Below are 25,751 nucleotides of genomic sequence, written 5' to 3'. Positions count from 1 at the left end.
TTTGGCGCAGCCAAGGGGAGGGCTGGGGAGGGGTAAGCTCTTCAAGCAGAATCTGACGAACAACTGAAACTCAGCCCTCAGCCTCCAACGCCAGTTCCGCCCGCTCATCCGCTTCCGCCTGCACCAGGCGCAGGAACAGCAGCGCTAGGGTCACCACGTCCTGATGGTTGTGTTCGCCAACACGGCGCAGGTTGCGCGCGCTGCCGCCGCGTAGATAACTCAACCACGCTGCAGGCGCTTCCGAACCCGGCAAGTCATCCTCGCGGGCGATCAGCAGCAACTGCCGCTCGATGGTCGCAAGCCGGCAGTTCTCCCAGGTACCGCGATAGCGACGGCGGGTCGGGAACAGCAGGTCCACGTGATCCAAAGCGGAAATCGGATCACCGCGCCGTGCCAGCCGGTAACGCGTCTTCAACAACGGCGCGTCATAGCAGCGACCGTTGTAACTGGAAAGCACGGTGCTTGGTGACAGCCAGCTGGCGAACAACTCCAGCATCGGGCTCTCCGCGCCCATCGTCGACATCAGCAGCTGGCGCACGCGCAGGCCTTCGCCGCGCGCTGCATCGTGATGCCAATCGGCAGCGCCGATCATGAAGGCGCGGGTACCGGTACCACCGGCCAGGCCGGTGGTCTCGGTATCGAAGAACAGCAGGTCCTGCGGTGGGACGGTTTCTTCAGGGCGCTTGCTGAAAGCCAGTGACAGCGGTTGCGTTGGAATCGCCTGCGGGATGAAGGCTTCGATCAGATGCAGTCCGGGGGCGATTTCGGTGCCGGGTAGATCGCGATCAACCGGGCCACGTTCGACGGGTTGTGCAGGAGCGATGGCGCGGTTGCGTGTCGCCAACAAGCGCCGCAACGCAGCACCATCCTGTGGCGCTGCGGGTTTGTGCTGGATCTGATCGACCCAGCCAAACACCGAAGATTCCTGCTTCGGCTGTTGTAGGAGCGGCGTCAGCCGCGAAGCCGATACAGCTTCCGCAGCCGACGAAGAACCAGATGCATCCGGGGTAACGGGCAATGCTGCAGGGTCCACCATCTGTGGCTTCGCGGCTGACGCCGCTCCCACAACAGCCATGGGCGCTGCGGGCTCCGCAGGCGTCGCCGTCGCCAGCCCCGCCTGTTTACGCAGGGCCTTCAATTTGTCCAGGCTGATGCTCATGGCAGCAGGTCGACGGCCTCGTCCATGACGATGGTTGGGACCTGATCGCAACGCTCGGCCGACAACAGCGACAACACGGTCAATGCCAATGAGCGTGGTGTCGGTCCCTTGTCATCTTCCTGCGCAGCCAGCACAGGGCCAACGCAGGCCGGACAGCCGGCATTGCAGTCGCAACGCTCCACCAACTCCAACGCGCGCTGCACCAGCTCGCCTTGGCGCTGCCACAGCGGTTCGCTCAAGCCCACGCCACCGGGGAAGTTGTCGTACAGGTAGACCGTGGGGACGAAACTCTGCATCAGTTCCACCGTGGCTTCGCCGGCTTCATTGCCACGCAGCTGGCCGCGGCCGGTCTGGTCGGCAATTGCAAACCAGGCGCCATCGCCATTGCCCACTGCTTTCTGCAGATCGCGCGCATCGGCCATCACCGCGACGGTGGCAACGATGTGCAGCGCATAGGCGGCACCAAGGAAACCATCCAGCGCATCCTGCTTCTGCGCGAAGCTGCGCAGCAACGTCGCCTGCGGCAGCTGCCACCAGACGGCGGTGGTATGCAGTTCCTGGTCGGGCAGGTTGACCGGGCCGTAGCCGATGTTCTCGTGCGTGTAGTAGCGGATCTTCTTGTAGCCGGCGACGCGCCGCACCACATGCACTTCGCCGTGGTGTGAATCGCCGCGGCCGGCGCCGTTGCCATCAAAGCGGTCCAGTACCTTCAGCTTGGTGTAGTCGATGCTGTCGGTGTAGTAGTCGACGTGCGTGCGGGTCACGTAGGCCTTGCGGCCGTCCCAGTCCAGCCGCTCCACCTGGTACGGCGTGCTCTGCACCATGTGGATGGCGCCTTCGTACAGCGTCAACGCGGCGGCGGAGTAATCCACCTCGGCGATGATCTGCTGCTTGCCGTCGCTGCGGTCCACCACCACGAAGTTGCCATCGGCCACCGCGCGCAGGCTCACTGCGTTGGCGGGATAGCTGTCGGCAATCCATTCCCAGCGATCACCTTCCTGGTGCACTACTTCGGTTTCGGCCAACGCCTGCAGGAACACCAGCGGATCGATCGGCCCGAACGGCTCGCCGGCCAGGAAGGGCAACTCGAACGCCGCACAGCGGATGTGATCGAACAGGATCAATGGCTGGTCCGGGGAGATGCGTGCATGCTCGGGCGTGGCATTGGCGAAGAAATCCGGATGCCGCACCACGTACTGGTCCAGCGGCTGGCTGCTGGCCACCATCACGCCGAGCGCGGCCTGCTGTCGACGACCGGCGCGCCCGAAGCGTTGCCACGTCGCCGCAACGCTGCCGGGGTAGCCATTGAGGATGACCACGTCGAGCGCGCCGATATCCACGCCCAGCTCCAGCGCCGAGGTGCTGACGATGCCGTCGATGTTGCCGGCGCGCATCGCCCGTTCCACCTCGCGGCGCTCGGTCGGCAGGTAACCACCGCGGTAGGCGCGGATGCGCGCCGGCTTGCGCGGGTCGTTGTCGAAGATGTCCTTCAGGTACTTGGTCAGCACTTCAACCATCAAGCGCGTCTGTGCGAACACCAGGGTCTTCAGGCCGCTCTTGATCGCGATGCGGGCGATGCGGTTGGCCTGCGAACGCGCCGAGGCGCGCAGGCCAAGGTCCGGGTTGATGACTGGCGGGTTCCACAGCAGCACGTGCTTGGGCCCGGTCGGTGCGCCGGACTCGGTGATTGCATGCACCTTCTCTTCCACCAGCGCCTCCGCATGCGCATGCGGGTTGCCGATGGTCGCCGAGCACAGGATGAACTGCGGTTGCACGCCGTAGAACGCGCAGATGCGCTTGAGCCGGCGGATCACATTGGTGACGTGGCTGCCGAACACACCGCGATAGGTATGGATCTCGTCGATCACCACATAGCGCAGGTTCTCGAAGAACTGCGCCCATTTGGTGTGATGCGGCAGGATGGCCTGGTGCAGCATGTCCGGGTTGCTGACCACGATGTCGCCATGCAGGCGGATTGCCTGGCGCGCATCGCCGGGCGTATCGCCGTCGAAGGTGAAGGCCTTGACGCCGAGGTCACCGGCGCGGTTGAGCTCCAGCAGTTCGGCGACCTGGTCCTGCGCCAGCGCCTTGGTCGGGAACAGGTACAAGGCCTTGGCATTGCCCTGCATCGCCGCGCTGACCACCGGCAAGGTGTAGCACAGTGATTTGCCGGAGGCGGTAGGCGTGACGATGGCGACGTGCTCGCCGCGCTGGGTGGCGTCCCAGGCCTCCGCCTGGTGCGAGTACAGCTGCTCGATGCCGCGTGCCTTCAATGCGGCTTTCAGCGCCTCGGGCACGTCATCGGGAATCGGCGCATAGCTGCCTTCGCGGCCGGGGATGGTGAAGCTGCCGGTGACCCGGTCCTTGTAGCGTCGGGCCAGGCGCTGGCCGAGCAGCGAGCCGTCACGCGAAGGCAGGCCATCGGTGGTTGCCAGCGCCCGTTCGCTGGCTTCGGTGCGGGGAGCGAGGGAGAACGCCATGCACGCAACTGCCGATCAAAGAACATATGGAAGCATATTGGTGTCTCACGCCGTGAGACCCATTGGGATTACGACATGCTGAACGGACGCCGGCGTTCCAACAAAATGTGAAGGACTGCCTGCGTATGCTGCAGGCGACGCGCAACAGGCAGGGTGGGTGGCTGTGGCATTACCGGCAAAATGGAGCATATGGTTGGCCGGCATGATGCTGGCGGGGACGGCGCAGGCACAGCAGGCCGTGCCTGCAAGCACAGCGGCCTCGCCCCCCGGGGCCGTGGTGGTTCAACCCGAAGATGCCGACAACGCGCAATCCGATCCGAGTGATGTCGTGGAGGTGCCGGCGCAAGGCAACGTCACCACCCTGGGCGAGGTGCGTGCCATCAAGCCCGAGGACGACGAACCGCTGGACCTGTACCGCTTCAAGAACCCGGTGCAGGCCGCGCCCAACCGTTTCAGCAAGAACTGGAGCGAGCCACCGACGCCCGAGCAGGTCGGCATGAGTGGCGGCTATCTGATGATGGGCATCGGCTATGGCCTGATGAAGGCCGCGCAGGGCCTGAACAAGCTCACCGGCGGCCCCGACCAGATCCAGTCCGCGATCGCCCGGCCACCGCCGGAGTTGACCGAGGACGAGCAGCGGCGGGCGGCCGACTACTGCGCGATCAACGGCTGCATCGTGCCAGAACGCTGATACGGGGGCTGTTCCTGGCATGGCGGCAGCGGCGTCAAGCCGCGCGGTATCGGCCGGATCCGATTAAAGTAGCGCCCATGGATAACCAACAGATTCCCGGTGGCCTGCTCATTGCCATCGAAGGCATTGATGGCGCTGGCAAGACCACGCTCGCTCACACCCTGGCCCAGCACCTGCGCGCTGCAGGGGCACAGGTCGTGCTGGGCAAGGAGCCGACCAACGGCCCGTGGGGCACCCGCCTGCGCGCCACCGCCGCCACCGGCCGGCTGAGCCCGGAGCAGGAGGTCGAATACCTGCTGCACGACCGCCGCCAGCATGTGGAAGAGGTCATCACGCCGGCCCTGGCCCGTGGCGAGATCGTCATCCTCGACCGCTACTTCCCGTCGATGGTCGCCTACCAGGGCGCCGCCGGCCTGCCGCTGGACGAGATGCTGCAGGCCAACGACTTCGCACCGCGCCCGAATTTGCTGCTGTTGCTCGACCTGCAGCCGGAGCAGGGCCTGGAGCGCATCCGCGCGCGTGGCGACAAGCCCAACCACTTCGAAACCGCGCAGAACCTGGAGCGTTGCCGGCTGATCTTCCAGCAGCTGGAGCTGCCCAACAAGCAGATCATCGACGCCAGCCGCAACGAAGCCGAAGTGCTGCGCGATGCGCATGCGGCGATTGCCGCAGCCTTGGCGTTGCGCGTCGGTGAAGCGGGTGCGCAGCTGCTGCAGAACGTGCAGGGTTTGGAGCTGTAGAAAGCAGCCGTAGCTGGCAGCGCTCGCATCCCACCTTGTGGGAGCGGCGTCAGCCGCGAAGCTGAGGCTGTTGAAGCGCAGGTAGCGTGTGCCATCTGATGATGTACGTGCTTCGCGGCTCACGCCGCTCCCACAAACAGTGCAAGCCTCTGGCTTGTCGCTACTGGCATCCAACAAGCACATGACTTCTTCGCCGCAACGCACACGCGCCAAGCCCAATGCCGCATCGGCAGCGCCGCTGCACCCCCGCAACCGTCACCGGGGCCGCTATGACCTGGTGCGCCTGGTCGCGGCAAATCCGGCCTTGCGTGCGCACCTGATCCGTACCCCGGCCGGCACCGACAGCATCGATTTCAGCAACTCGGCTGCCGTGCGCGAACTCAACCGCGCGCTGCTCGCCAGCGACTACGGCATCCAGCAGTGGGATATCCCGGAGGGTTACCTGTGCCCACCGGTGCCGGGCCGGGTCGACTATCTGCATGGCCTGGCGGATCTGCTGGCTGCAGACAACGCAGGCGTGATTCCACGCGGGCCTGACGTGCGGGCACTGGACGTCGGCGTCGGCGCCAACTGCATCTACCCACTGCTGGGGCAGGCCGAATACGGTTGGCGTTTCCTTGGCAGTGATATCGATGCGGATGCCTTGCAGGCCGCCAATGCCAATGTGCAGGCCAATGATCTCGGTCATCTCATCGAACTTCGCCAGCAGCATGCACGCGGCAACCTGTTCGCCGGCCTGCTGCAGGCCGACGAGCGCTTCCATCTGACCCTGTGCAACCCGCCGTTCCATGCGTCAGCCAAGGAGGCCGCGCAAGGCAGTCAGCGCAAGCTGCGCAATCTCGGCGGCGCGCAGGCGCGCACCAGCAAGGCACCTGCGCTCAACTTCGGTGGCCAGGCCAACGAGCTGTGGTGCACCGGTGGCGAGGCTTCATTCCTGCGGCGGATGATTCGCGAGAGCGTGGATATCCAGAATCAGGTGCTGTGGTTCAGTTCACTGGTGGCCAAGAGCGAGCATCTGGCCGATATCCACAAGCAGCTGGGCAAGGTTGGCGCAGCTGAGGTACGTGAAGTGGCAATGGCGCAGGGCAACAAGCAGAGCCGCTTCGTTGCCTGGAGTTTCCACTCAGCTGCTGCGCGCAAAGGCTGGATGCAGGCAACGCAGGCCTGAACCGTCAGGCCGTAGCCCGGGTAAGCGCAGCGCACCCGGGAAGTGGGGAGCAGGAAGTCTTTCCGAGCACGCGCCAACAGCCCCGGGTGCGCTGCGCTTACCCGGGCTACACGAACCAATCGCACTTCGCTCAATTGCAACGCTGCGTGGTTTCAAACCAGCTTCAAGCCGATACGCCGGCCAGCACCGCGTACATCACCACGAAGGTGACCAGGAAGAAATAGATGAAACCGATGAAGCTGTAGCGCAGCAGGGTCAGGATCGGATTGCCGCCGTATACGCGCTGCTGCATCCAGAACAGGTAGACCGGCACCGCCAGCCACAACAGCACGTACAGCCAGGCGCAGATCGCGCTGACCACCGCATTGCCGATCGCGCCGCTGATACCGGCGATGAGGAAGGTGGTCAGCAGCACCAGCATCAACCAGCAGTGGCTGTACAGCGCCACCACCAGATGCTCCAGATAGCCCATCGGCCGCCGCAGGATGTAAGCGACGCGCAACACCAGCGCGAAGATCGGCATCAGGAAGAACAGCGCGCCGGGCAGTGAGGTCAGGATGGCCTGGACATACAGATCGGTCTTGTTGCCCATGCGCTCGACGTTGGCCTGGCCATTGGCCAGGCGACGGTTCAACCAGTTGCTGACGAATTTCGGCCAGCCCTCCAGCACGATGGGGTTGGTCTCGGCGTCCCAGGGTTTGCCGTTGACCGGGACATTGATGAAGACGGCCTTCTTCTCGGCGCTGACGCGGTCCGCTGCGTCGTTGGCGCGCGCCAGCGCCGAGTCGGTAGCGCTGCGTGCGGATGGCTGCGTGTTTGCTTCGAGTTCCGCGGTGCGCTGCGCAGCTGAGGTGTTGATCGCTGCCATCGCAATGGCAAGCGCTGGCGCCGCCGCAGGGTTCGTCTTCTGCTGTTGCTCGATCTGCGCCACCTGGGTGGCGCGCACGGCTTCCACCTCGGCCAGGGTCTGCGCCTTGGCGAAGGCCGGATCGGCGTTGCTGCCGGTGCCGAAGTCGTCGCTGTGCAGGGTCAGTTTGCCGACGAAGAAGGTGAACAGGGTGAGGATCACGAACAGCCGCAGCGGCTGCACATAGCCGACGCGCTGGCCCTTGAGGAAGTTGACGGCGATCCGGCCCGGCACCAGCAGATCGCGCAGGGTGCGGAAAATGCGCCCATCCAGATGCCAGAACGATTCGAACACCTCTTCGACCGCATGCCCGAAGTTCTTCAGCGGGTTATGCGCCGACTGCCCGCAGCCATGGCAGTAGTGGCCCTGCAACGGCGTGCGGCAGTTCTCGCAGGCACCGTGTTCGGAACTGGAATGCACGACTTCGGTCTGGCTCATGGCTGGCGCGGCGGGCAACGGTTGGAAGCCGCATACGATAACGGGGTTTTCCGGCTTCGTTCAGTATCCGTTACAAAAACACTCGCCGAAGTAGAGCCCCTCTCCCGTTTACGGGGTGAGAGGGGCAGCATGCGAACCATCGGTTCGCTGCCCATCGAACGCACTTGCGCCAGCGCAAGGGCCGGGGCGCGGAGCGGGGGTTGGGGTGGGGGGAAGCTCTTGGCACGTATACCCAAAAGCCAAACCACCCAACTCAACCGCCCCGCACCTTCCGATGCCACAACGCATTGACGATCACCCAGCGCCCGTCAAACCGCCCCATCTGCAGGTGGTCGATGAACCACGGGCTCTCCAGCCGCACCGTGGCGATATCGTCGTCCACCTGCAGCACCGTCACCGTGCGCTGCCATTGCTCGCGCGGCGTCTTCAGCGCGCCCTCGCGGGTGAAGCGGATCAGCTCATCCGAACTCATCCGGCCCAGCCCCAGGGTTTCATTCGGATTGGCAACGAGGTTGCGCTTGGCCAGGTCTGGATGCAGCGCCCGTGTCACCCGCGCGACGTCGCCTTCGAGCTGGCCGTCCATGTAGTCGTAGGCGGTGGCCTCGATGGCCTGCAAGGTGGCCGCATCCGTAGGCGACGCCGCGGCGCTGCCGGCGACGCAGAGCAATCCCACAACAAACACGCGTAGTGCAGCTGACAGCATGGCCGGCTCCTGATGGGTGGTGGTTGGGGAATCGTGGCAGTTGCGGCGGGGGTCGCAATGGGCTGGAGGTCATTTGCCGCTCTGCTGACGTTGCGTCGGAAGTGACGAACTGAATGCGTTCAGTTCAATGATGTGGTTTGGCAAACGGGCAATGCTGGGCGAAGATTCGAAATGGGGCGGCACGAGGAATTGCAGGGAATGCAGATTGAAACTATTGCGACGCTGGTGCCGGTAGAGAACCGGCGCATCAACTACGTGTTGGTCGATCACGAGAACGTCCAGCCGACCGATCTGAATCTGCTTGATCGGGAGGATGTCCGTCTTTGGGTATTCGTTGGTGCCGCTCAGACCAAACTGTCGTCGGAACTGGCAATCCAGATGCAGGCGATGCGCGAGCGTGCCGACTATGTCCGGATATCCGGGAATGGTTCCAACGCCTTGGATTTCCACATCGCCTTCTATATTGGTCAGTTGGCGGGAGTAGATCCACGTGGATTTTTCCACATCATTTCCAAGGACACTGGGTTCGATCCTCTGGTCCAGCATCTGAAGATGAAGAAGATTCTTGCATGCCGCTCGGCAGCGGTTGGTGATATGCCGCTGTTCAAGCCTGTGCCGACTAATGCTCCGGCCGCACCTGCGCCGAAAGCCACGGTGAAAACAACTGCAAAGGCCGTAACGATTGTCGTTGAGGCAGCGCCGCCTCCAGTGAAGAAAACCGTGGTTTCCGTGCCCAAGAAAGCAGTGCAGGCGAAAGCGATGACCGCGGCAGAAAAGCTCGCTCGAATGAAAGAGCTGCTGACAAAGGCAAAAAGTGGAAGGCCTGGATCTTTGGCTGCGCTGAAGAAACATATCGCGGCGCACTTCCAGAACAAGATCGACAGTCAAGAAGTCGAGGTCCTGATCGCCGGTCTGAAGAAAGCAGGCACAGTGAAGGTCGTCGGTACCAAGGTGGTTTTCAGCTGACTTGTGCTGTCGGCGCCATATTGCTGTTGGATGATTCTGGCTTGGAAAGCTCCTGCCGAGCATGGCTCGGCACTACAAAAAAACGCCACGCAAAGCGTGGCGTTCTGACTTCAATCGTTGCGGCAGGCCATCAAGGCATTACCGGAGGCGTATACGCCAGCGTCGCACCCAGTGCCCACAACAGCAGCAGTACCAGCGGGGTGTGCACCAGCAACTGCACGAAGGTGAAGCCGATCAGGTCGCGGGCCTTCAGACCGAGTACGCCGAGCAGCGGCAGCATGTAGAACGGGTTGATCAGGTTGGGCAGGGCTTCGGCGGCGTTGTAGATCTGCACCGACCAGCCGAGGTGGTAATGCAGTTCATTGGCCACCTGCATCACGTATGGGGCTTCGATGATCCACTTGCCGCCGCCGGACGGGATGAAGAAGCCCAGCACCGCCGAGTAGCTGCCCATCAGCAGCGCGTAGGTGTCATGGCTGGCGATCTGGGTGAAGAAGGTGGAGATGATGTGGGCCACGCTATGGCCTTCGCTGCCGTTGACCGTGGTCATGATGGCGGCGATGGAGCCGTACAGCGGGAACTGGATCAGCACGCCGGTGGTTGAGGGCACGGCGCGCGATACCGCATCGAGGAAGCTGCGCGGGCGCCAGTGCAGCAACGCGCCAGCCATCAGGAACAGCAGGTTGTAGGTGTTCAGGCCGGAGATCGCCTGGATCGCCGGTTTGGTGCTGAACTCATGGATCAACCAACCCGCGGCCAGCGCGACCAGCAGCAGGATCAGCAGCGGGCTGTGCTCCAGCCATTCGCCGGGGCGGGTCGGCTTGGCCTTGGCCGGGGCGACATCGGCGGTGACATCGACGCCGCAGTCGGCGGCATCGCGCGCCGAGTTGGCGGCCGGTGCGGTGACGTAGGCAATGATCAGCGACACCACCACCAGCGCGGCCAGCAGCACGCCGGACTGCCACAGGAAGATGGTTTCGGTGAACGGGATGACGCCGGTGATCGACAGGATCGACGGCGGCAGGCTGGCCGGGTTGGCCTGCAGCTGCGCAGCCGAGGACGACAGGCCCAGGGCCCATACCGCACCGAGGCCGAGATACGCCGCCGCGCCAGCAGCGCGGTAATCCATCTTCAATTCGCTGCGGCGGGCCAATGCACGCACTAGCAGGCCGGCGAATACCAGGCTCAGGCCCCAGTTCAACAACGATGCGGTCATCGACACGATGGCGACCAGAGCGACTGCGCTGCGTCCGTTCTTCGGCACGCGGGCCAGCCGATCGATCAAGCGCGAGGCCGGACCCGACGAGGCCACCACATAGCCGCCGATCACCACGAAGGCCATCTGCATGGTGAAGGGGATCAGGCTCCAGAAGCCATCGCCGAAGGCCTTGGCGGTGTCGGTAGGCGCGGCGCCTATGGACAAGGCCGCCAATGAGACGGCGGCCAGGGCGAGGGCGGCGAACACCCAGGAGTCGGGGAACCAGCGTTCGGCGAAATTCGCACAGCGGATAGCAAAGCGCGCCGAGGCGGTGTCTTGGGTGGTGGGCTGCATGGGGCGGATACCGTGGGGAAGCAACCCGGGGACGGTAACGCGGCAGCGATGATGCGCGGAACTGGACCTTCGGATAGTGCCCGCGTATTCATGCGAAGACACCGCCTGCTGCGAAGCGGCGTCTTCGTGCTTACCCAGCGGTTTACTTGCCGGCAGTCAGTGTGGTGTAGCTGGTGATCAGGTTGCGGTAGTCGGGGATGTGGTTGGAGAACAAAGCACCCAGGCCTTCCACGTCGTTGCGCCAGTCGCGGTGCAGTTCGCAGGCCACGCCGAACCAGGTCATCAGCTGTGCGCCGGCCTGCTCCATGCGGCTCCAGGCAGCCTGTTGGGTCATGCTGTTGAAGGTGCCCGAGGCATCGGCGACGACGAACACCTCGAAGTCCTCGGCCAGCGCCGACAACGCCGGGAACGCCACGCAGACCTCGGTGACCACGCCTGCAATCAGCAGCTGCTTCTTGCCGGTGTCCTTGACCGCCTTGACGAAGTCCTCGTTGTCCCAGGCATTGATCTGGCCAGGGCGGGCGATATACGGCGCATCCGGGAACAAGGCCTTCAGCTCCGGCACCAGCGGGCCGTTGGGGCCGTTCTCGAAACTGGTGGTGAGGATGGTCGGCAGCTTGAAGTACTTGGCGATGTCGGCCAATGCCAGCACGTTGTTCTTGAACTTGTCCGGATCGATGTCGCGGACCAGCGACAGCAGGCCGGCCTGGTGATCGACCAGCAATACGGCAACGTTGTCTTTGTCGAGGCGGGTGTAAGGCTTGCTCATGTGAAGCTCCGATGGGTTGAAGTGCTATGTCCCTTCTCCCCTTGTGGGAGAAGGTGGCCCGAAGGGCCGGAAGAGGGGGGCGCGCGAAGCGCGTTGCTTTTGTGATGCGGTTCAGGCGAAGGAGGTTCTGACGAACGCTGGCTTCGTTCTGCCCTCACCCCAACCCCTCACCCCGCTTGCGGGAGAGGGGCTTAAGCGGCTTTACGCCGCCATCTGGCCGAAGCGGCCAGAGTTGAAGTCATCCATCGCCTGACGGATTTCTTCCTGGGTGTTCATCACGAACGGGCCGTAGCCGGCGATGGGCTCATCGATCGGTTCACCGGCCAGCACCAGCACGGTGGCGTCGGCGTTGGCTTCCAGCTGCACTTCGCCGGCCTGGCGGTCGAACAGCACCAGCTGGCCTTCGCGGGCGACCTGGCTGCCGTTGAGCAGCACGGTGCCGTGCAGGATCACCATCGCCACGGTGTGGCCCTGCGTGAACTGCAGGGTGGTGTGCTGGTCACGCGACAGGCGCATGTCCCACACGTCCATCGGCGTATGCGTGCGGGCCGGACCGCGCTGACCGCCGAACTCACCGGCAATCACCCGCACCGTGCCGGCACCATCGGCCAGTGGCACCACCGGGATATCGGCGTTGCTGATGTTCTGGTAGCCCGGTGCGGTCATCTTGTCCTTGGCAGGCAGGTTGACCCACAGCTGCACCATTTCCAGCTTGCCGCCACGCTGGGTGAAGGCTTCGGAGTGGAATTCCTCGTGCAGGATGCCCGAGGCAGCGGTCATCCACTGCACGTCACCCGGGCCGATCTCGCCACCGGCGCCGGTGGAGTCGCGGTGCGCCACTTCACCGTCATAGACGATGGTGACGGTCTCGAAACCACGGTGTGGATGCTGGCCGACGCCGCGCGGGGTCGGCGCGGGCTCGAACTCGGCCGGGCCGGCATGGTCCAGCAGCAGGAAGGGGCTGAGCTGGCGGCCGTGGGTGTTGTACGAGAACAACGAACGGACCGGGAAGCCATCACCGACCCAATGCGGGCGGGGCGCGCTGTACAGGCCACTGATCTTCTTCATCTGTCTGCTCCTTGGGCGGCGCGGGGTGCGCCGGCGTTGGAGCAAAGATTAGATCTGGGACAATCACGCCGGTAGACGGCAAATAGTGGTCTGATAGTCCTATTTGGTGAACGCTGGAGCCGCAATGCTCGACCTGAACGACCTGTACTACTTTGCCAAGGTGGTCGAGCACGGCGGCTTTGCCCCGGCCGGGCGCGCGCTGGGCGAGCCCAAATCCAAGCTGAGCCGGCGTATCGCCCTGCTGGAGGAACGGCTGGGGGTGCGCCTGATCCAGCGTTCCACCCGCCACTTCTCGGTCACCGAGGTCGGCCAGACCTTCCATGCCCATTGCCGGGCGATGCTGGTGGAGGCCGAAGCCGCGGCCGAATCCATCGAGTTGACCCGTTCGCAGCCGCGTGGCGTGGTGCGGGTGAGCTGCCCGACCATGCTGCTGGATTTCCGGGTGGCGGCGATGGTGGCCGAGTTCATGGCGCACTGCCCGGATGTGGAAGTGCACCTGGACGCGACCAACCGCCGCGTCGATGTCATCGCCGAAGGCGTGGATGTCGCCATCCGCGTGCGCCCGCCGCCGTTGGAGGACAGCGAACTGGTGCTGAAGGTCTTGGGCGAACGTACCCAGTGCCTGGTGGCCGCGCCGTCGTTGCTGGAAACGTACGGGCATTCGCACGGCCCCGCGGATCTGCACCTGCTGCCCAGCGTCGCGCTTGGTGTGCCGCAGGGCGAACACGTCTGGCGTCTGATCGGCCCTGATGGCGCGATGGCCGAAGTGCCGCATCAGCCGCGCCTGATCACCCGCGGCATGATGGCGTTGCGTGCCGCGGCACTGGCGGGCGTCGGCGTTGCACAGTTGCCAACGATGATCGTGCGCGATGCGCTGGATGCAGGGCAATTGGTCAACGTGGCCCCGGACTGGGCGCCGCCGAAGGAAATCATCCACGCGGTGTTTCCCTCTCGTCGCGGCTTGTTGCCGTCGGTGCGTTTGTTCATTGATCACCTAGCGGCGTCCTTCGCTGCGCTGGATGAATCCTGATCGAGGCATCGACCGCCAAGCGGTGGTCACGGAAATTGAACGGTGCATTGGCAACAATCAGCGCTTCGCACAAACGGAGTTGCTGCATGCGTGTTGCTGTCGTGTCACTGGCTTGTCTCAGTGTTCTTGTCGCCGCCTGCGGGCGCGATGCGCCTGCCGATCAACCTGTTGCTGCAACGCCGGAAGCTGCGCCTGCAGCGACCGCTGCGCCAACGGCCTCCAACGCGGAAGTGCTGACCGCAGGCAGCATCGAGTTTCCGGTGATACCGACCATCATGGTGCCCAGCATCATCGGCAGCGGCCCGGCACAGAAGCGTCTGGAGCTGTCGATGCAATCATTGATCGACCCGGTCGCCGGTATCAGCGTGCGCCCGGCCAACTGCGCCACCGATGGTGGACTGGTCAACGAAAGCGGCTTCACCAACGTCGATGCGCAAGGCAACCTGGAGCGCGTCGGTGGCCACGGCGTGTTCAACATCGGTGCCGATGGTAGCGGCCAGGCGGTAACCGGTGACGGCGTGGTGGAAGTGAAGCCCGATGGCAGCGGCAGTGTCGTCAACGACGCTGGCACGTTCGAAGTGAATGCTGATGGTTCCGGGACTTATGTGGGCGCGCACGGCAACATCGAGCTGGACGGCAAGGGTGCAGGCAGCTGGGTCGGTGGCTTCGGCAGCATCGAGAACCACGGTGATGGCTCAGGCAGCTGGGTGGGCAGCGATGGCAACATCGAGATCAACGCCGACGGCTCGGGCAAGTGGATCGGCGGCCCTGAGGGTATCGTCGAAAATCGCGGCGACGGCACCGGCACGATCGGTGCGGTGCCGCGCGAAGTGAAGATGGCACCGCTGCCGCCGTTGCCACCCGCCGGGAAGTTCCCGCTGCTGGACAAATTCAAACCGTCCGGTGCGCCGTGCGGCTACGTGATTACCCTCAACGACAAGGTGTTGTTCGATTTCGACAAGGATGTGATCCGTCCTGATGCCGGCAAGGTGCTGGATGTGCTGGCGACGGCGCTGGGTAAAGTGCCATCCAGCGCGATGGAAATCCGAGGTCACACCGATGCCAAGGGCAGTGACGACTACAACCAGGACCTGTCCGAACGCCGCGCCCAGGCCGTGCTGGCTGCACTGCGCGAGCGTGGCAGTGCTACCGACGCGGCGGCACGCGGCTACGGTGAATCGCAGCCGGTTGCACCCAACGAGGTGGATGGCAAGGACAGCCCAAGCGGTAGGCAGCTGAATCGGCGTGTGGAGATTTTTGTAAGAACCTGACAGCTGTTTGTAGGAGCGGCGTAAGCCGCGAAGCCACTGCTCCCACCGGAGCAGCAGACAACAGAATCCCAACCGGCTCGATAGCAATCGCCACGAATGCCCAGCTTGCAGGCATTCGTGGCTTCGCGGCTGACGCCGCTCCTACAAAACCGGGCAATCTGTTGATTTCTGGTTGGTGCATGGAGTCCCCTGCCGAGCATGGCTCGGCACTACGGTGATCTGCAGATGACCATCGGCCCGTGTCACGCAGCGCGGGCTTGCCGCATCATGGTCTTCTCAGACAAGCGAGAGGTTGGTGATGCATGTGTTCCGTCCTGCAGTACTGGGGTTGGCCCTGATGGCCGCCATGGGTTTGGCCAACGCGGCGCCGGCAGTGGCTGACGTGGACGCACGCGGGGTGAAGATCAGCGAGGCCGCGTATCCGGGCACCATCCGCCTCGAAGTGGACGCCACCGACCTGGGCCAGCGCGTGTTCAAGGTGCGGCAGACCGTACCGGTGCAGCCGGGCCTGCAGCGCTTCCATTACCCGGCGTGGTTGCCGGGCAGCCATTCGCCCAGCGGCCAGATCGAAAAGCTGGCCGGGCTGGTGATCAATGCCAATGGCCAGCGCCTGGAATGGGTACGCGACCCGCTCGATGTCTACACCTTCAACGTGCAGGTGCCTGAAGGCGTCAATGAGCTGCGCATGGACTTCCAGTTCCTCAGCCCCACCGATTCGGCGCAGGGCCGCACGGTGATGACGCCGAACATGCTCAACCTGCAGTGGAACGCGATGCTGCTGTACCCGGCCGGTCACGCCGCACATGCCATCACTTACCAAGCCAGTGCGCGTTACCCGCAGGGCTGGGATGCAGCCAGCGCCCTGACCGTGGCCAGCCGCAACGGCGACACCGTCAACTACGCACCGACCAATCTGGAAATCCTGGTGGATTCGCCGGTGTTCGCCGGCCGTTATCACCGCATGTTCGATCTGGCCCCGGCCGGTACGCGTCCGGTGCGTTTGAATGTGTTTGCCGACCGCGCAAAGGATCTGGAAGCCAAGCCCGAGCATATCGAGCAGCACCGCGCGCTGGTAACCCAGGCACGCAAGCTGTTCGGTGCCGAGCACTACGATCACTACGATTTCCTGTTCGCGGTGACCAACCAGCTCGGCGGTATCGGCCTGGAACACCAGCGTTCCAGCGAGAACAGCGAAGACCGCGATTACTTCAGCGGTTGGGATGCCAAGGTCGGCAGCAGCGATCTGCTTGGCCATGAGTACACCCATTCCTGGGATGGCAAGTACCGGCGCCCGGCCGACCTGGCCACGCTGAACTACAACGTGCCGATGCAGGGCAGCCTGCTGTGGGTCTACGAGGGGCAGACCCAGTACTGGGGCAATGTGCTGACCGCGCGTGCGGGTATCCGACCACTGGACGCCTCGCGTGATGCGCTGGCGATGGTTGCTGCAACCTATGCAGACAACCGCCCCGGGCTGGAGTGGCGTTCGCTGGGCGACACCACCAACGACCCGGTGATCGCCCGTCGCAAACCCAAGCCGTATCGCGGCTACCAGATGAGCGAGGACTACTACCAGGGCGGGCAGATGCTGTGGCTGGAAGCCGATGTGCGCCTGCGCACGCTCAGCGGCGGCAAGCGCAGCTTGGACGATTTCGCCAAGGCCTTCTTTGGCCAGAATGATGGCCAGTGGGAGCGCCCGGATACCTATACCTACGACGACGTCGCCGCGACCCTGGAGCAAGTGCAGCCGACCGGTGACTGGTCGCAGTTCCTGCGTGATCGTCTCGAACGCAGGACCGGCCTGGTCGGCGGCATCGAAGCGGCTGGCTGGAAGCTGGTCTACAAGGACAAGCCCAGCGCCTATTTCAAGGCGACGATGAAGGGCCGTGGTGCCAACTTCATCTACTCGCTGGGTGTTTCCTTGAGCCCGGCCGGTTACGTCAACGAAGTACGCTGGGACAGCGCTGCGTTCAATGCCGGCGTCGGCACCGGCATGCAGGTGTTGGCAGTGAACGACCTGCAGTACAGCGCCGACGAACTGGAAGAAGCCGTGCGTGCGGCCAAGGACAGCAAGCAACCGGTGCGCCTGCTGGTGAAGGAAGTGGATGTTTACCGCACGCTGAGCATCGACTACCACGGTGGCCTGCGTTACCCAACGCTGGAGCGGATCGAGGGCAGCACTGATTACCTCACGCCCATCTTCACCGCTCGCAAATAAACGGGGACTGTAGTGCCGAGCCATGCTCGGCAGGGGCTTTACCAGCAAGATCAACAGCCTCCCCTCATCCCAACCCTTCTCCCGCAAGCGGGAGAAGGGCTACAGCCGAAGCAGTTCCTGTAGTGCCGAGCCATGCTCGGCAGGGGCTTTACCAGCAAGATCAACAGCCTCCCCCTCATCCCAACCCTTCTCCCGCGAGCGGGAGAAGGGCTAAAGCTAAAGCTAAAGCCGAAGCCGAAGGCAAAGGCAAAGGCAAAGGCAAAGGCAAAGGCGGCCAGCAGCTGTAGTGCCGAGCCATGCTCGGCAGGGCCTTGCAAGGAAAGCCACAGCACAGCATGGCTGCGCTCTGCAGACAGGGCCGTCGGCCTCGGGCAGATCAATTCGCTATCTGCACATCATCGATATACACATTGAGGTCATACGCGGTGTTGGCGTGATACAGCCAGATCGCATCCAGCGTGACATTGCTGCCGGTGATCGCCCCATTGCCATTCACCCACGCATTCCACTGCGCTGCGTCGTTCAATGACCACGATACATAGGTCCAGGTATTGGCAGCGATGGCCTTGCTGCTTGAGCGCTCGGTGCCATCACTGTCGTCGATGCCGATGCCAACCGTGGTTCCGGTACCGCCACTCCATACCCAGAACCCGACGACACCATTGGCGCGGGTCAGCGCGGTATTGCTTGCAGGCGCACCACTTCCCGACAGCAGACGCACCGCCCAGTCGGCAGCGCTCGTGGTGTTGTCCTTCAGCAGCACCCGCAACGAACAGCTCCCGTTCTTCTGCGTGGTGCAATCCCGTGTGGCAGTGGATGCCGTGCTGATACCGGTAGTGCTACCCGAGTAACCGGGGCTGGTATCGAAATGGCCGACGCTGCTCTCGAAGCGATCCAGGTAGGTGACCGTGCCGGTGCCACCACCGCTGCCCGGATTCAGCAGCGCGTAGTACTTCGACCAGTTCCAGTTGATGCCAGGGTCGGTATGCGTCTGCCCGCTGTAATGCTGGTGGCCCTTGATCTTGACGCTGGTGGCCAGTACGTTGATGCCGCTGCTGGATGCGCCGCTATACGCACTGGCACAACTGATCGCGCTATACGTGGCGCAGAAGCTGCGCACCAGCGCTGCCGAGGCGTCATACATGGCATTGGTGTACCAGGAGCTGTTGTCGACGTAGCCCTCGTGCTCGATGCCCAAGGTGTAGCTGTTCTGGCTGCCGACATGCCAGGCGGTATCGGCATTGCGCACCATCTGCGTAACCTGGCCGTCGGAGGAGCGGATGACATAGTGCGCGCTGACCTGCGCCGAGGCATTCTTGAACCAGGAGATGGTGCCGGCGTAGCTGCCCTGCGTGGTGTGGATGGTCACTGCACTGATCGTTGCCGAACGCGATGCCGCGTAGTTGGAGGTCGAGGCGGCGCTCCAGATCGCGGGGCCATAGTCCGTGCTCTGGATGCTGGCATCCAGCGCAGGGCTGGCAGCGGTGTCTCCGGCCGCAGTGCTGCCTGCCTGCAGGGTTTCGCTGATCGGGTCGATACGGAACGCGTCGGTCTCGACGCGATCCCTGCTCACATCCAGGCGCACCATCGGTGCGCGCAATGTCACCAGCTGCGGCGCGTCGAAGGCCAGTTCCCAGGCGATGGCACGCTCGGGAACGACGATGCCGCGATCATTGACGCCGCGGTCCTGCGCCAACAGCACATCGTAGGCAAAGCTGGTGCGCGCATAGTCGTCGACGGCGCTGCGTGCGGCCAGGCCGCTGCCGCGAGGCGCATAGCCCGCGTAGCGCATCAACGCGGGACGGATTGCTTCAGGTGCCGGCGCGCTGCCAGCGCCGGCTTCGGGATGGTCCAGGCGGATCTGCGCATCCAGCAACGCAGCGGCCGCGAGGATATTGGTTGCCGCATCGTTGCGCACGGCAGTTGAGGAGACGCCAAGCAGCTTGGCGGCTTCACCAACCTGGTCCTCGAAGTCACCACCGGCATACAAACCCATCACGCCCCAGGCGGGCGGCATGCGCAGATGCGCCTGATCCTGGTCGGGTGCATCGGGTTGCAGTGGCGACCAGCGGCTCTGCACGAACGCCAGCGACTCAAGCGTGCCACGCGGGATGCCAGGGTAGCGGCGATACGCTTGCTGGAAGTAGCGCGCGTACATCGCCCGCAAGGGCAGCATGCGTGCTTCTTCCATTTTCAATTGCATGTCCAGCACCTGTTCGTTGTTGGCAACAGGTGGCTTGATCGTGGTTTGCGCAAGTGCGGGAACAACCACGGCACTGGTGATGACGGCAGACAGCAGCACGGCGGTATGACGGTGCATCATCGGTAGGACCCCCAAAGCTTGGTACCCCCTGCGTGTGTGGTTCTACCGCAGCGGTTTCCTTCGTGGGTGAAGGTCGGGGCCAATCAGTGATGGGGTTCAAGGAGTTGTGGGATTGCTTGTTTGTAGGTGTGCCCGTAACCCAATGCGAAGGGCACCCCTCCCCAACCCTCCCCTTGCCTAAGGCAAAGGGAGGGGGCACATCATGCGCCCTGACGCACTATCTGCTGCTGACTTGGCTTCCCCCGTATCCGGGGGAAGGTGCCCGAAGAGCCTTCCCCCGCGAAGGCGGGGGCGGAAGGGGGCGCTGTTGATGCTGCTCTTTCCAAGCCATCAATCACTTCAGTCTTGCAGTGCCGTTCCACCCGTTCGCCTGCGCTCCAGCCACCAAAGCAAGGAGGCGATCAGCACGAACCCCAGCAACCAGGGCCAGCGTGGCCCCGGGATCGGCAGTGGGGTTGTACGCACAGCACTGCCGCTCAATGCAAACGTCGCATCGCGCATCTGTTGCGCATGCAATGCGACTGCTTTCTCCGGATCCAGCAGCAGCATGCTCTGCTGCTGTTCGCCTGCTTCAACGCGGTGCCATCCGGGCATCTGTGGCCACGCCGCAGCACAGTTGCCAGCGGAAGGGTCGGGCAGTAGTTCGGTACGGCTGCCGTCCTCGGCGACCATCTGCGCCGGAGCGGTCAGTCCGCAGAGGCTGATGCGTTCGCCACTCCAAGCCCAGGCGGGCAATGGCAGCGTGGATGACCCCGGAAGCGATCGGGCCATGCTCGCCAAGGCGGCGTTCCATAGTTCGGCGTGTGCGTCGGCATGGCCCGAGAGCACCAGCGCATAGCTGTCAGTGATCGGCAGCACGCCAACCCTGCCCAAACCAAAAGCACGCCAGCCACCTATGGCGCTGCCGTCCGCGGCGCGCAGCAAGGGCACTACATCAGCGCTGCTGAATTCCAGATTGAAGCGCTCGACCGTGAGCACAGTCTTGTTCTGCTCGGCATCGATAATGCTGCGCAGCGTGACCGGCTTGGTCTGGTCACCGCCGCGTGTCTCCAGGCCCCATCCCCGCAACGCGCGGCGAGCGCTGCCGTCGAGGGCACCGCTGGTACGAACCAGTACACCCAGTCCGCCGCGTATCCCCTCGGTGATCGCCGCACGCTGCGCGGATGACAGGCCCGCAAGCCGGCGCTCATCAAGCAGCAGCAGGTCCAGGCGGGCGAGACTGGCTGCATCGAGTGAGGCCGGCGCATCACCCATCTGCAGGCCGCCACCGATCAACATGCTGGTCTGCAGCGTTGCACCGATATCCTTGCCCCAACGTTGCAGATACTTCAGTTCAGGGCCAGGGGCACCGGCGAGAACGCGGATGCTGGGAGCTGTGCCTGCGCGTACACGCACGGGCACCGGAAGTTGGTCCAGCACCTTGCCGCCGGCATCCAACACGCGCAGCGTGAAAACCACATCGCCGGGCTCGCGCGCGCTGGCACGCAGGTTCGCCCGGCCTGCTGCATCAGTGGCGCTGATATCGACACGATGAGCGGCAGGGTCCAGCAGTTCCACGCGCACATCGGGCATGCCCTGCACGCGGCTGTGCACGGTGAAGGCCGCACCCGGCGCGAGCAACGGCGGCGCCTGCAACTCCACCAGCCCCCGTGGTGCAGGGCCGGGCAGGAAACGCAGCGGCGGCAGCGCGATTTCACGATCACGTGCTGGCAGGCCCTGGCCGACGATCACCAGCTCGCGTGTACCTGGGTGCTGGCGCAGTGCGGTTGCGAGATCCGGCACCGCCGTCGCAGATGTCAGTGCCGCCGCTTCCGGCAGGCGCACATAGGTTGCTGCCGGTACCGCCGCAACCTCCGCCGTGCTTGCGCCGGCCGTGGCAACCACCAGCGTCCCCACGCGACCGGAGCGTGATGGTGGATACAGGGTGAAGTACAGCAACACAGCGGCAGCAAGCTGCAGCGACAACAAGGCGGCAAGACGCGGTGTGCGCGGCCGTGGCGACAGCGCGAAGCGCAGGCTGCCCAGCACGACGGCCAGTGCGATCAGGACGAGCGGGAGCCAGTGCGTCATCGTGCTGGCTCCTGCGGTGCCGAGAGTGCTTCAAGGTAGCGACGACCGGCGGCGTCCGCTGCATTGCGGCGCGCGGGCGGCCCGTCGGCGCGACGCAGGGCCGGCCACAGTTGCGCACGCAGTTCGTTGCGGCAGGTGCGGCAATCGGGCTGCTGACGCAGCGCGTCTATCGCTGCGACGACGTCCAGCGGATCGGGCACGGCGTTGGGGTGTGCATCAAGCCAACGCGACAAGGCATCAAGATCGATGTTCTCGTCGGTGGATGCCAATGCATGCCACGCATTGGCGACGACGGCATCACCCGCTGGACGCGCCGCCAGCTGCACAGCGCGATTGCCAAGCCCATCGCGCTTGCCGGTCATGCGCCGGGCCATGTCGATGGGCGGTAGTTCACTGCCCACGCGCGCCAGATAGATACGCTCGGCCTGCTGCACCTGCTTGATGAAGGCAAGGGCTTTATAGGCGTATGGCAGTGCCTGATCCGGGTGGCCCTGGCGCAGGTGGCCCTCGGACTGCCACATCTGGTCGAGCGCGGACTTGAGGATGGCGCGGGTCTGCGGATCGAGCAGGGTGGCGGCCTCGGCATGGTCGTGGGTATGGCCGTACTCGGACAGCACGTCGGTGGCGCTGCCGAATACCGGTGTGCTTTCAGCTGCGCCGCCATGGTCGTGGCCGTGTCCATCATCGTCCGTATGATCGGCGTGATCCGCATGTCCTTCGGCGCTCGCGGCATCGCTGGTGGGCAGGTCGCCGGTCGGCGGTGCCTTCGCACCACCCTCGGCTTCTTCGCCGAGGAACTGGCCGTAGCGCAAGCGCAGGATGCGCTGGTCGACGCCGATCGCATCGGAGCGCTTGATGAAGGTGTCCGCATCGAGGCTGCCGCGCTGCTTGAGCAGAGCTTCGGCGTCGATGATGATCTGCCGCTGGCTGCGGAAGTAGGCCGGCATCACCTTCTTGATCGCGCCTTCCAGATCACTGGCCTGCACCTGCTGCTCGCTGGGCAGGCGCAGGATCAGGCTGGCGCTGCGCGCCTCCTGCGGCTGCGGGCTGCGGTTGTCGCGGACGCTCAGGCGCGCGACTACTTCATCGCCGGGTTCCAGGCCGAGCGCGGCCAGGTCGGCGCTGTAGGCGAAGCGTCGTGCCGTCGCCGGGCCGCTGCCGCTCAGTGTCAGCTGGCGCTGCTGGAAAGTGATGTTCTCACCGCTGCCTTTTGCGGTGGTGATATCCAGCGTGGCGGCGCTGTTGACGCCGAAATCATCGCTGGCTTCAAAGCGCAGTTGCCACAAGCGCTGACGCGGTGCTGCCTGGTTGAGTGTCTGCGCTGGCTCGATCACCTTGACCTGCGGCGGACGGTCCACCACCACATCGAGGCGATAGGCGCGCCCGGCGGCTGCCATCGCCGGTCCGGTCTGGATGCGGTACAGGCCTGCACGTTGCAGCACCTCGCTAGCGCGCCAGTAATCGCCATCGCGCTGCAATGCCAGCCGGCGGCCGTCGTGGAATTGCAGCCACGCGTGCTGCGGCTGCGGTGCGAACTGCAGGCGCCACTGCAGGCGGCTGCCTTGCAGGGCGCGTGCGTCGAGCTTGTCGCCGGCTACCGCTGCCTGGCCGCTGTACGCCGGAGGTGTGACCTGCAGCCAGCTGCCACGCAATGCGGGTGTGCTGTCCGTCGCGGCAGTTTCGGTGGCGCTTCCACCAACGGTAACCGGAGCGTTGGCTGTAGCGCGTGGCCACAGCAGCGCAGCACTTGCGATCAGCGCGGCAGCCACCAGACACAACAGCAGTCGCTGCCAGGGCCAGCGAGGACGCAGGTCCGGCGGATTGCTTTGCAGACGCTGCTCGATATGGCGGCGCTGGCGTTGCTGCAACGGGTTGAGCGTGGACGCTGCGGCGAACAGCAGGTCAGCACTGTCCTCGAAGCGCGGATGATCGTTCAGACGCGCGATCAACCAGCGCGCATCCAGCCGCCGCGCACGCCATACCGCGATACCTGCGACCACAAGCAAGGCAAGCGTGAAGATGATGTAACCGGAATCGAAGCCGAGCACGCGCGTTGCCAGCAAGCTGACAGCCAGGGCCAAGGGCAGGCCGCCGAACAACGCAATCAGCAGTGTGCGTCGGCGTGCAGCGCGCAGCAGCGCAGGCGCGTTCATGCCTGGCCTCGTCGGCGCGGTGCACTGGCCAGCCAGCGCTCAAGCAGGGACAACAAGGCGACTGCCAACAGCAGCCAACGGCTCAGCTCGGTTGCAGGCTGTGGATACGGCGTAGTGCCGGTTTGCGGCTGCATCGTCGCTGCCAGCGCACGGCGTGGTGTGGGTGCAGCCTGCAGTACCGAACGCAGTCCAGCTGGGAACTCCGCATCAAGCAGCACCGGCAGGTTTGCCGGTTGGAGCGGCGCTGCCCAGCGCAGCCAGTGGCCTTGCGCCGTGCCGATCTGCTCAACGACCAGCACGCCATTGGCGTCGCGCCATAGCGGTGTGCGTTGGGCATCGGCGGGTACCGGCGTGCGTGCATCCACCAGCAGGCGGCCGCCGCGTTGCAGCCATGCGCTTGTATCGGCGGGCAGCGGCTTGGCCGACAGCCAAACGCGTAGCGTGTCGTCACCGTTGAACGCGACCGTGTCATCGGCCGCCTGCGGCCGGGCGCTACGCCAGGCGCTGGCAGCCGCATCGAGATAGCGCACGCCCGGCTTGCCAGCTTCGTCGTGCCGGATCTGCAGCTGCGGCGGCGCGATGGTCGTCTGCTTTTCCGTCGCAGTGGTCTGCTCCAGCACCTGCCAGCGCACCGCTCGTGACAGCTGCGGACGTTGCGCGTCCAAGCCATCAAGCACCGATGGAACAACCACGGTAAGCGGCGCATCGGCCGGCAGGCTGGCGTCCAGCTCGCGTAGCAGGCTGGATACCGGCTGCGGGCCTTGCGGTGCTTGGGTCTTGTCGATGGACGGGAAGCCCGCCGCCAGCCACAACCACTGTGCATCGACATTGCCAACAGCGCGTTGGGCGACAGCAAGATCAACACCGGGCAATACGGCGATGCGCGGCTGCGTATCAAGCACACCGGTCAATGCCGGCCGTGCCAACAGCACTGCCAGCAAGGCAAGCAGCAGCATGCGCAGCACCAGCAGTGGCCATTCGTCGAAGCGGATACGGCGACGCGGACGTGGCTTGGCCGACAGCCAGCGCAGCGCGGCGAAGTCGATGATGCGCTGTTCGCTGCGGCGGGCGAGGTGGATCAGCAGCGGCAGCAACAGTGCTGCCAATGCCAGGAAACCGGCCGGGAACAGCCACAGCAGGCTCATGCGCCGCTCCCGGAACGACGCCCGAACAGACGCTGCAGGGGCGCGTCGATGGCTTCATCGAGATAGGCGGTGTCATGGCGGATGCCGGCGGCCTGCAGCCGTGCGTCCAGCACGCGCTGTGCTTCCCTGAAGCGGGCGAGGTATTCGCCGCGCACCGTTGCGCCATCGCTCAAGAGCTCATCGCCGGTTTCCGGGTCACGAAAACGATGGCCATCGCGGAACGGAAAATCGCGCTCCTCCACCGTCAGCAGCTGCAGATGGATGACGTCGCGACCGGCCTTGGCCAGGCGCTCGGCCAGTTCAACACCTGCGACATCAAAGCCATCACCGATCATCACCACCAGGTCATTGCTGGCGATGCGTTCCCACAAGGGCGACAGCTTCTGCTGTGGCGGCCATTGCCCTGCAGCCTTCAACGCATGCAGTTGCAGGTGCAGCCGATCACGTTGGCGCAGGCCGTTTCCGGCTGGCAGCAGCTGCACGCCATCACCGCCAAGTGCAATCAGACCGAAGGCATCGCCTTGCTGCATCGCCAGCTCGGTGAGGCAGGCGACCAGTGCCTTGGCCGCGTCCAGGCGCTGCCAGTCGGGCCGCGCCTGATCGGCCTGTGCCATCGAGGCGCTGGCATCGAGCAGCAGCCAGACGGTGATCGGGCTTTCGCGCTCGGACTCGCGCACGAAGAAGCGATCCGAGCGTGCATAAAGCTTCCAGTCGATCTGGCGCAGCTCGTCGCCCGGTTCGTAGGCACGGTACTGCGCGAACTCCAAGCCGGCACCGCGGCTGCGGCTGGCATGCGCACCGATGCCACGGCTGCCGCTTGCCCGCTGCGGCCACAGCCGCAGGCTGCGCAGGCGGCTGCGCACATCGGCGGGTATCAGCGGTGGTGTGGGAGCGGCCATG

Annotated in this window: 18 protein-coding genes and 1 pseudogene; 7 read left to right on the top strand and 12 right to left on the bottom strand. The window is 64.6% G+C overall.

Going from position 1 to position 25,751, the window contains the following annotated elements:
* Positions 1-70: 70 nt before the first annotated feature.
* Positions 71-1,180: pseudogene (locus tag AC13FW_RS16370) on the bottom strand (ribonuclease H-like domain-containing protein); the annotation flags it as partial.
* Positions 1,156-3,639: a DEAD/DEAH box helicase gene (locus AC13FW_RS16365; RefSeq protein ID WP_482989766.1), complete on the bottom strand. Its 2,484-nt coding sequence runs from the start codon at positions 3,637-3,639 to the stop codon at positions 1,156-1,158. The pseudogene AC13FW_RS16370 and the gene AC13FW_RS16365, both read right to left, overlap by 25 nt.
* A gap of 202 nt (positions 3,640-3,841) precedes the next feature.
* On the opposite strand from AC13FW_RS16365, the gene AC13FW_RS16360 reads away from it, so the two are divergent.
* The 3 genes from AC13FW_RS16360 (at position 3,842) to rlmF (ending at position 6,238) form a co-directional block, all read left to right on the top strand.
* Positions 3,842-4,330 (top strand): hypothetical protein, encoded by a 489-nt coding sequence (locus AC13FW_RS16360; protein ID WP_482989765.1) that lies wholly within the window; start codon positions 3,842-3,844, stop codon positions 4,328-4,330.
* A 77-nt stretch (positions 4,331-4,407) separates the two neighbouring features.
* Positions 4,408-5,070, top strand: coding sequence for a dTMP kinase (tmk, locus tag AC13FW_RS16355; protein WP_481615304.1), 663 nt, complete (start codon positions 4,408-4,410; stop codon positions 5,068-5,070).
* A gap of 181 nt (positions 5,071-5,251) precedes the next feature.
* Positions 5,252-6,238: a 23S rRNA (adenine(1618)-N(6))-methyltransferase RlmF gene (rlmF, locus tag AC13FW_RS16350; RefSeq protein WP_482989764.1), complete on the top strand. Its 987-nt coding sequence runs from the start codon at positions 5,252-5,254 to the stop codon at positions 6,236-6,238.
* Between the two features lie 163 nt (positions 6,239-6,401).
* On the opposite strand, the gene AC13FW_RS16345 is transcribed toward rlmF, so the two are convergent.
* Together AC13FW_RS16345 and AC13FW_RS16340 are read right to left on the bottom strand one after the other, a co-directional pair.
* Positions 6,402-7,583: a DUF3667 domain-containing protein gene (locus AC13FW_RS16345; RefSeq protein ID WP_482989763.1), complete on the bottom strand. Its 1,182-nt coding sequence runs from the start codon at positions 7,581-7,583 to the stop codon at positions 6,402-6,404.
* Between the two features lie 253 nt (positions 7,584-7,836).
* Positions 7,837-8,286, bottom strand: a complete 450-nt coding sequence (locus AC13FW_RS16340; RefSeq protein ID WP_482989762.1) for a nuclear transport factor 2 family protein — start codon at positions 8,284-8,286, stop codon at positions 7,837-7,839.
* 198 nt (positions 8,287-8,484) lie between these two features.
* Here AC13FW_RS16340 and AC13FW_RS16335 point away from each other — a divergent pair, with 198 nt between their 5' ends.
* Positions 8,485-9,252, top strand: a complete 768-nt coding sequence (locus AC13FW_RS16335) for a PIN domain-containing protein (protein ID WP_482989761.1) — start codon at positions 8,485-8,487, stop codon at positions 9,250-9,252.
* A 130-nt stretch (positions 9,253-9,382) separates the two neighbouring features.
* Here AC13FW_RS16335 and AC13FW_RS16330 read toward each other — a convergent pair whose 3' ends face one another.
* The 3 genes from AC13FW_RS16330 to AC13FW_RS16320 form a co-directional block, all read right to left on the bottom strand.
* Entirely contained in the window at positions 9,383-10,804 is a 1,422-nt protein-coding gene (locus AC13FW_RS16330) for a short-chain fatty acid transporter (RefSeq protein ID WP_482989760.1), read from the bottom strand.
* Positions 10,805-10,946: 142 nt separating this feature from the next.
* Complete coding sequence (gene ycaC / locus AC13FW_RS16325) at positions 10,947-11,573, bottom strand: isochorismate family cysteine hydrolase YcaC (RefSeq protein WP_482989759.1); 627 nt, start codon at positions 11,571-11,573, stop codon at positions 10,947-10,949.
* Positions 11,574-11,774: 201 nt separating this feature from the next.
* Positions 11,775-12,641, bottom strand: coding sequence for a pirin family protein (locus tag AC13FW_RS16320; RefSeq protein ID WP_482989758.1), 867 nt, complete (start codon positions 12,639-12,641; stop codon positions 11,775-11,777).
* A 124-nt stretch (positions 12,642-12,765) separates the two neighbouring features.
* Between AC13FW_RS16320 and AC13FW_RS16315 the strand changes: the two genes are divergently transcribed.
* The 3 genes from AC13FW_RS16315 to AC13FW_RS16305 all read left to right on the top strand — a co-directional run bounded on the left by AC13FW_RS16315 (position 12,766) and on the right by AC13FW_RS16305 (position 17,160).
* Positions 12,766-13,671, top strand: a complete 906-nt coding sequence (locus tag AC13FW_RS16315; protein ID WP_482989757.1) for a LysR family transcriptional regulator — start codon at positions 12,766-12,768, stop codon at positions 13,669-13,671.
* A gap of 86 nt (positions 13,672-13,757) precedes the next feature.
* A complete protein-coding gene (locus AC13FW_RS16310) occupies positions 13,758-14,942 on the top strand; it encodes an OmpA family protein (RefSeq protein WP_482989756.1) in 1,185 nt (394 codons plus the stop codon).
* 298 nt (positions 14,943-15,240) lie between these two features.
* Entirely contained in the window at positions 15,241-17,160 is a 1,920-nt protein-coding gene (locus AC13FW_RS16305) for a M61 family metallopeptidase (RefSeq protein ID WP_482985980.1), read from the top strand.
* Between the two features lie 376 nt (positions 17,161-17,536).
* On the opposite strand, the gene AC13FW_RS16300 is transcribed toward AC13FW_RS16305, so the two are convergent.
* The 5 genes from AC13FW_RS16300 to AC13FW_RS16280 all read right to left on the bottom strand — a co-directional run bounded on the left by AC13FW_RS16300 (position 17,537) and on the right by AC13FW_RS16280 (position 25,750).
* Positions 17,537-19,483 (bottom strand): N-acetylmuramoyl-L-alanine amidase, encoded by a 1,947-nt coding sequence (locus AC13FW_RS16300; protein ID WP_482989755.1) that lies wholly within the window; start codon positions 19,481-19,483, stop codon positions 17,537-17,539.
* 339 nt (positions 19,484-19,822) lie between these two features.
* The gene (locus AC13FW_RS16295) at positions 19,823-21,553 is read right to left on the bottom strand and encodes a carboxypeptidase regulatory-like domain-containing protein (RefSeq protein WP_482989754.1); all 1,731 of its coding nucleotides are present in this window, start codon (positions 21,551-21,553) and stop codon (positions 19,823-19,825) included.
* A complete protein-coding gene (locus AC13FW_RS16290) occupies positions 21,550-23,706 on the bottom strand; it encodes a hypothetical protein (protein ID WP_482989753.1) in 2,157 nt (718 codons plus the stop codon). The genes AC13FW_RS16295 and AC13FW_RS16290 overlap by 4 nt, the downstream gene beginning before the upstream one ends.
* Complete coding sequence (locus AC13FW_RS16285) at positions 23,703-24,851, bottom strand: BatA domain-containing protein (RefSeq protein WP_482989752.1); 1,149 nt, start codon at positions 24,849-24,851, stop codon at positions 23,703-23,705. The genes AC13FW_RS16290 and AC13FW_RS16285 overlap by 4 nt, the downstream gene beginning before the upstream one ends.
* Positions 24,848-25,750, bottom strand: coding sequence for a DUF58 domain-containing protein (locus AC13FW_RS16280; RefSeq protein WP_482989751.1), 903 nt, complete (start codon positions 25,748-25,750; stop codon positions 24,848-24,850). The genes AC13FW_RS16285 and AC13FW_RS16280 overlap by 4 nt, the downstream gene beginning before the upstream one ends.
* Position 25,751: the final 1 nt, after the last annotated feature.

The organism is Stenotrophomonas sp. 21LCFQ19 (assembly GCF_056861425.1).
The sequence above is the reverse complement of the archived record's forward strand: the minus strand, read 5'-3'. Positions and strand labels throughout refer to the sequence as shown.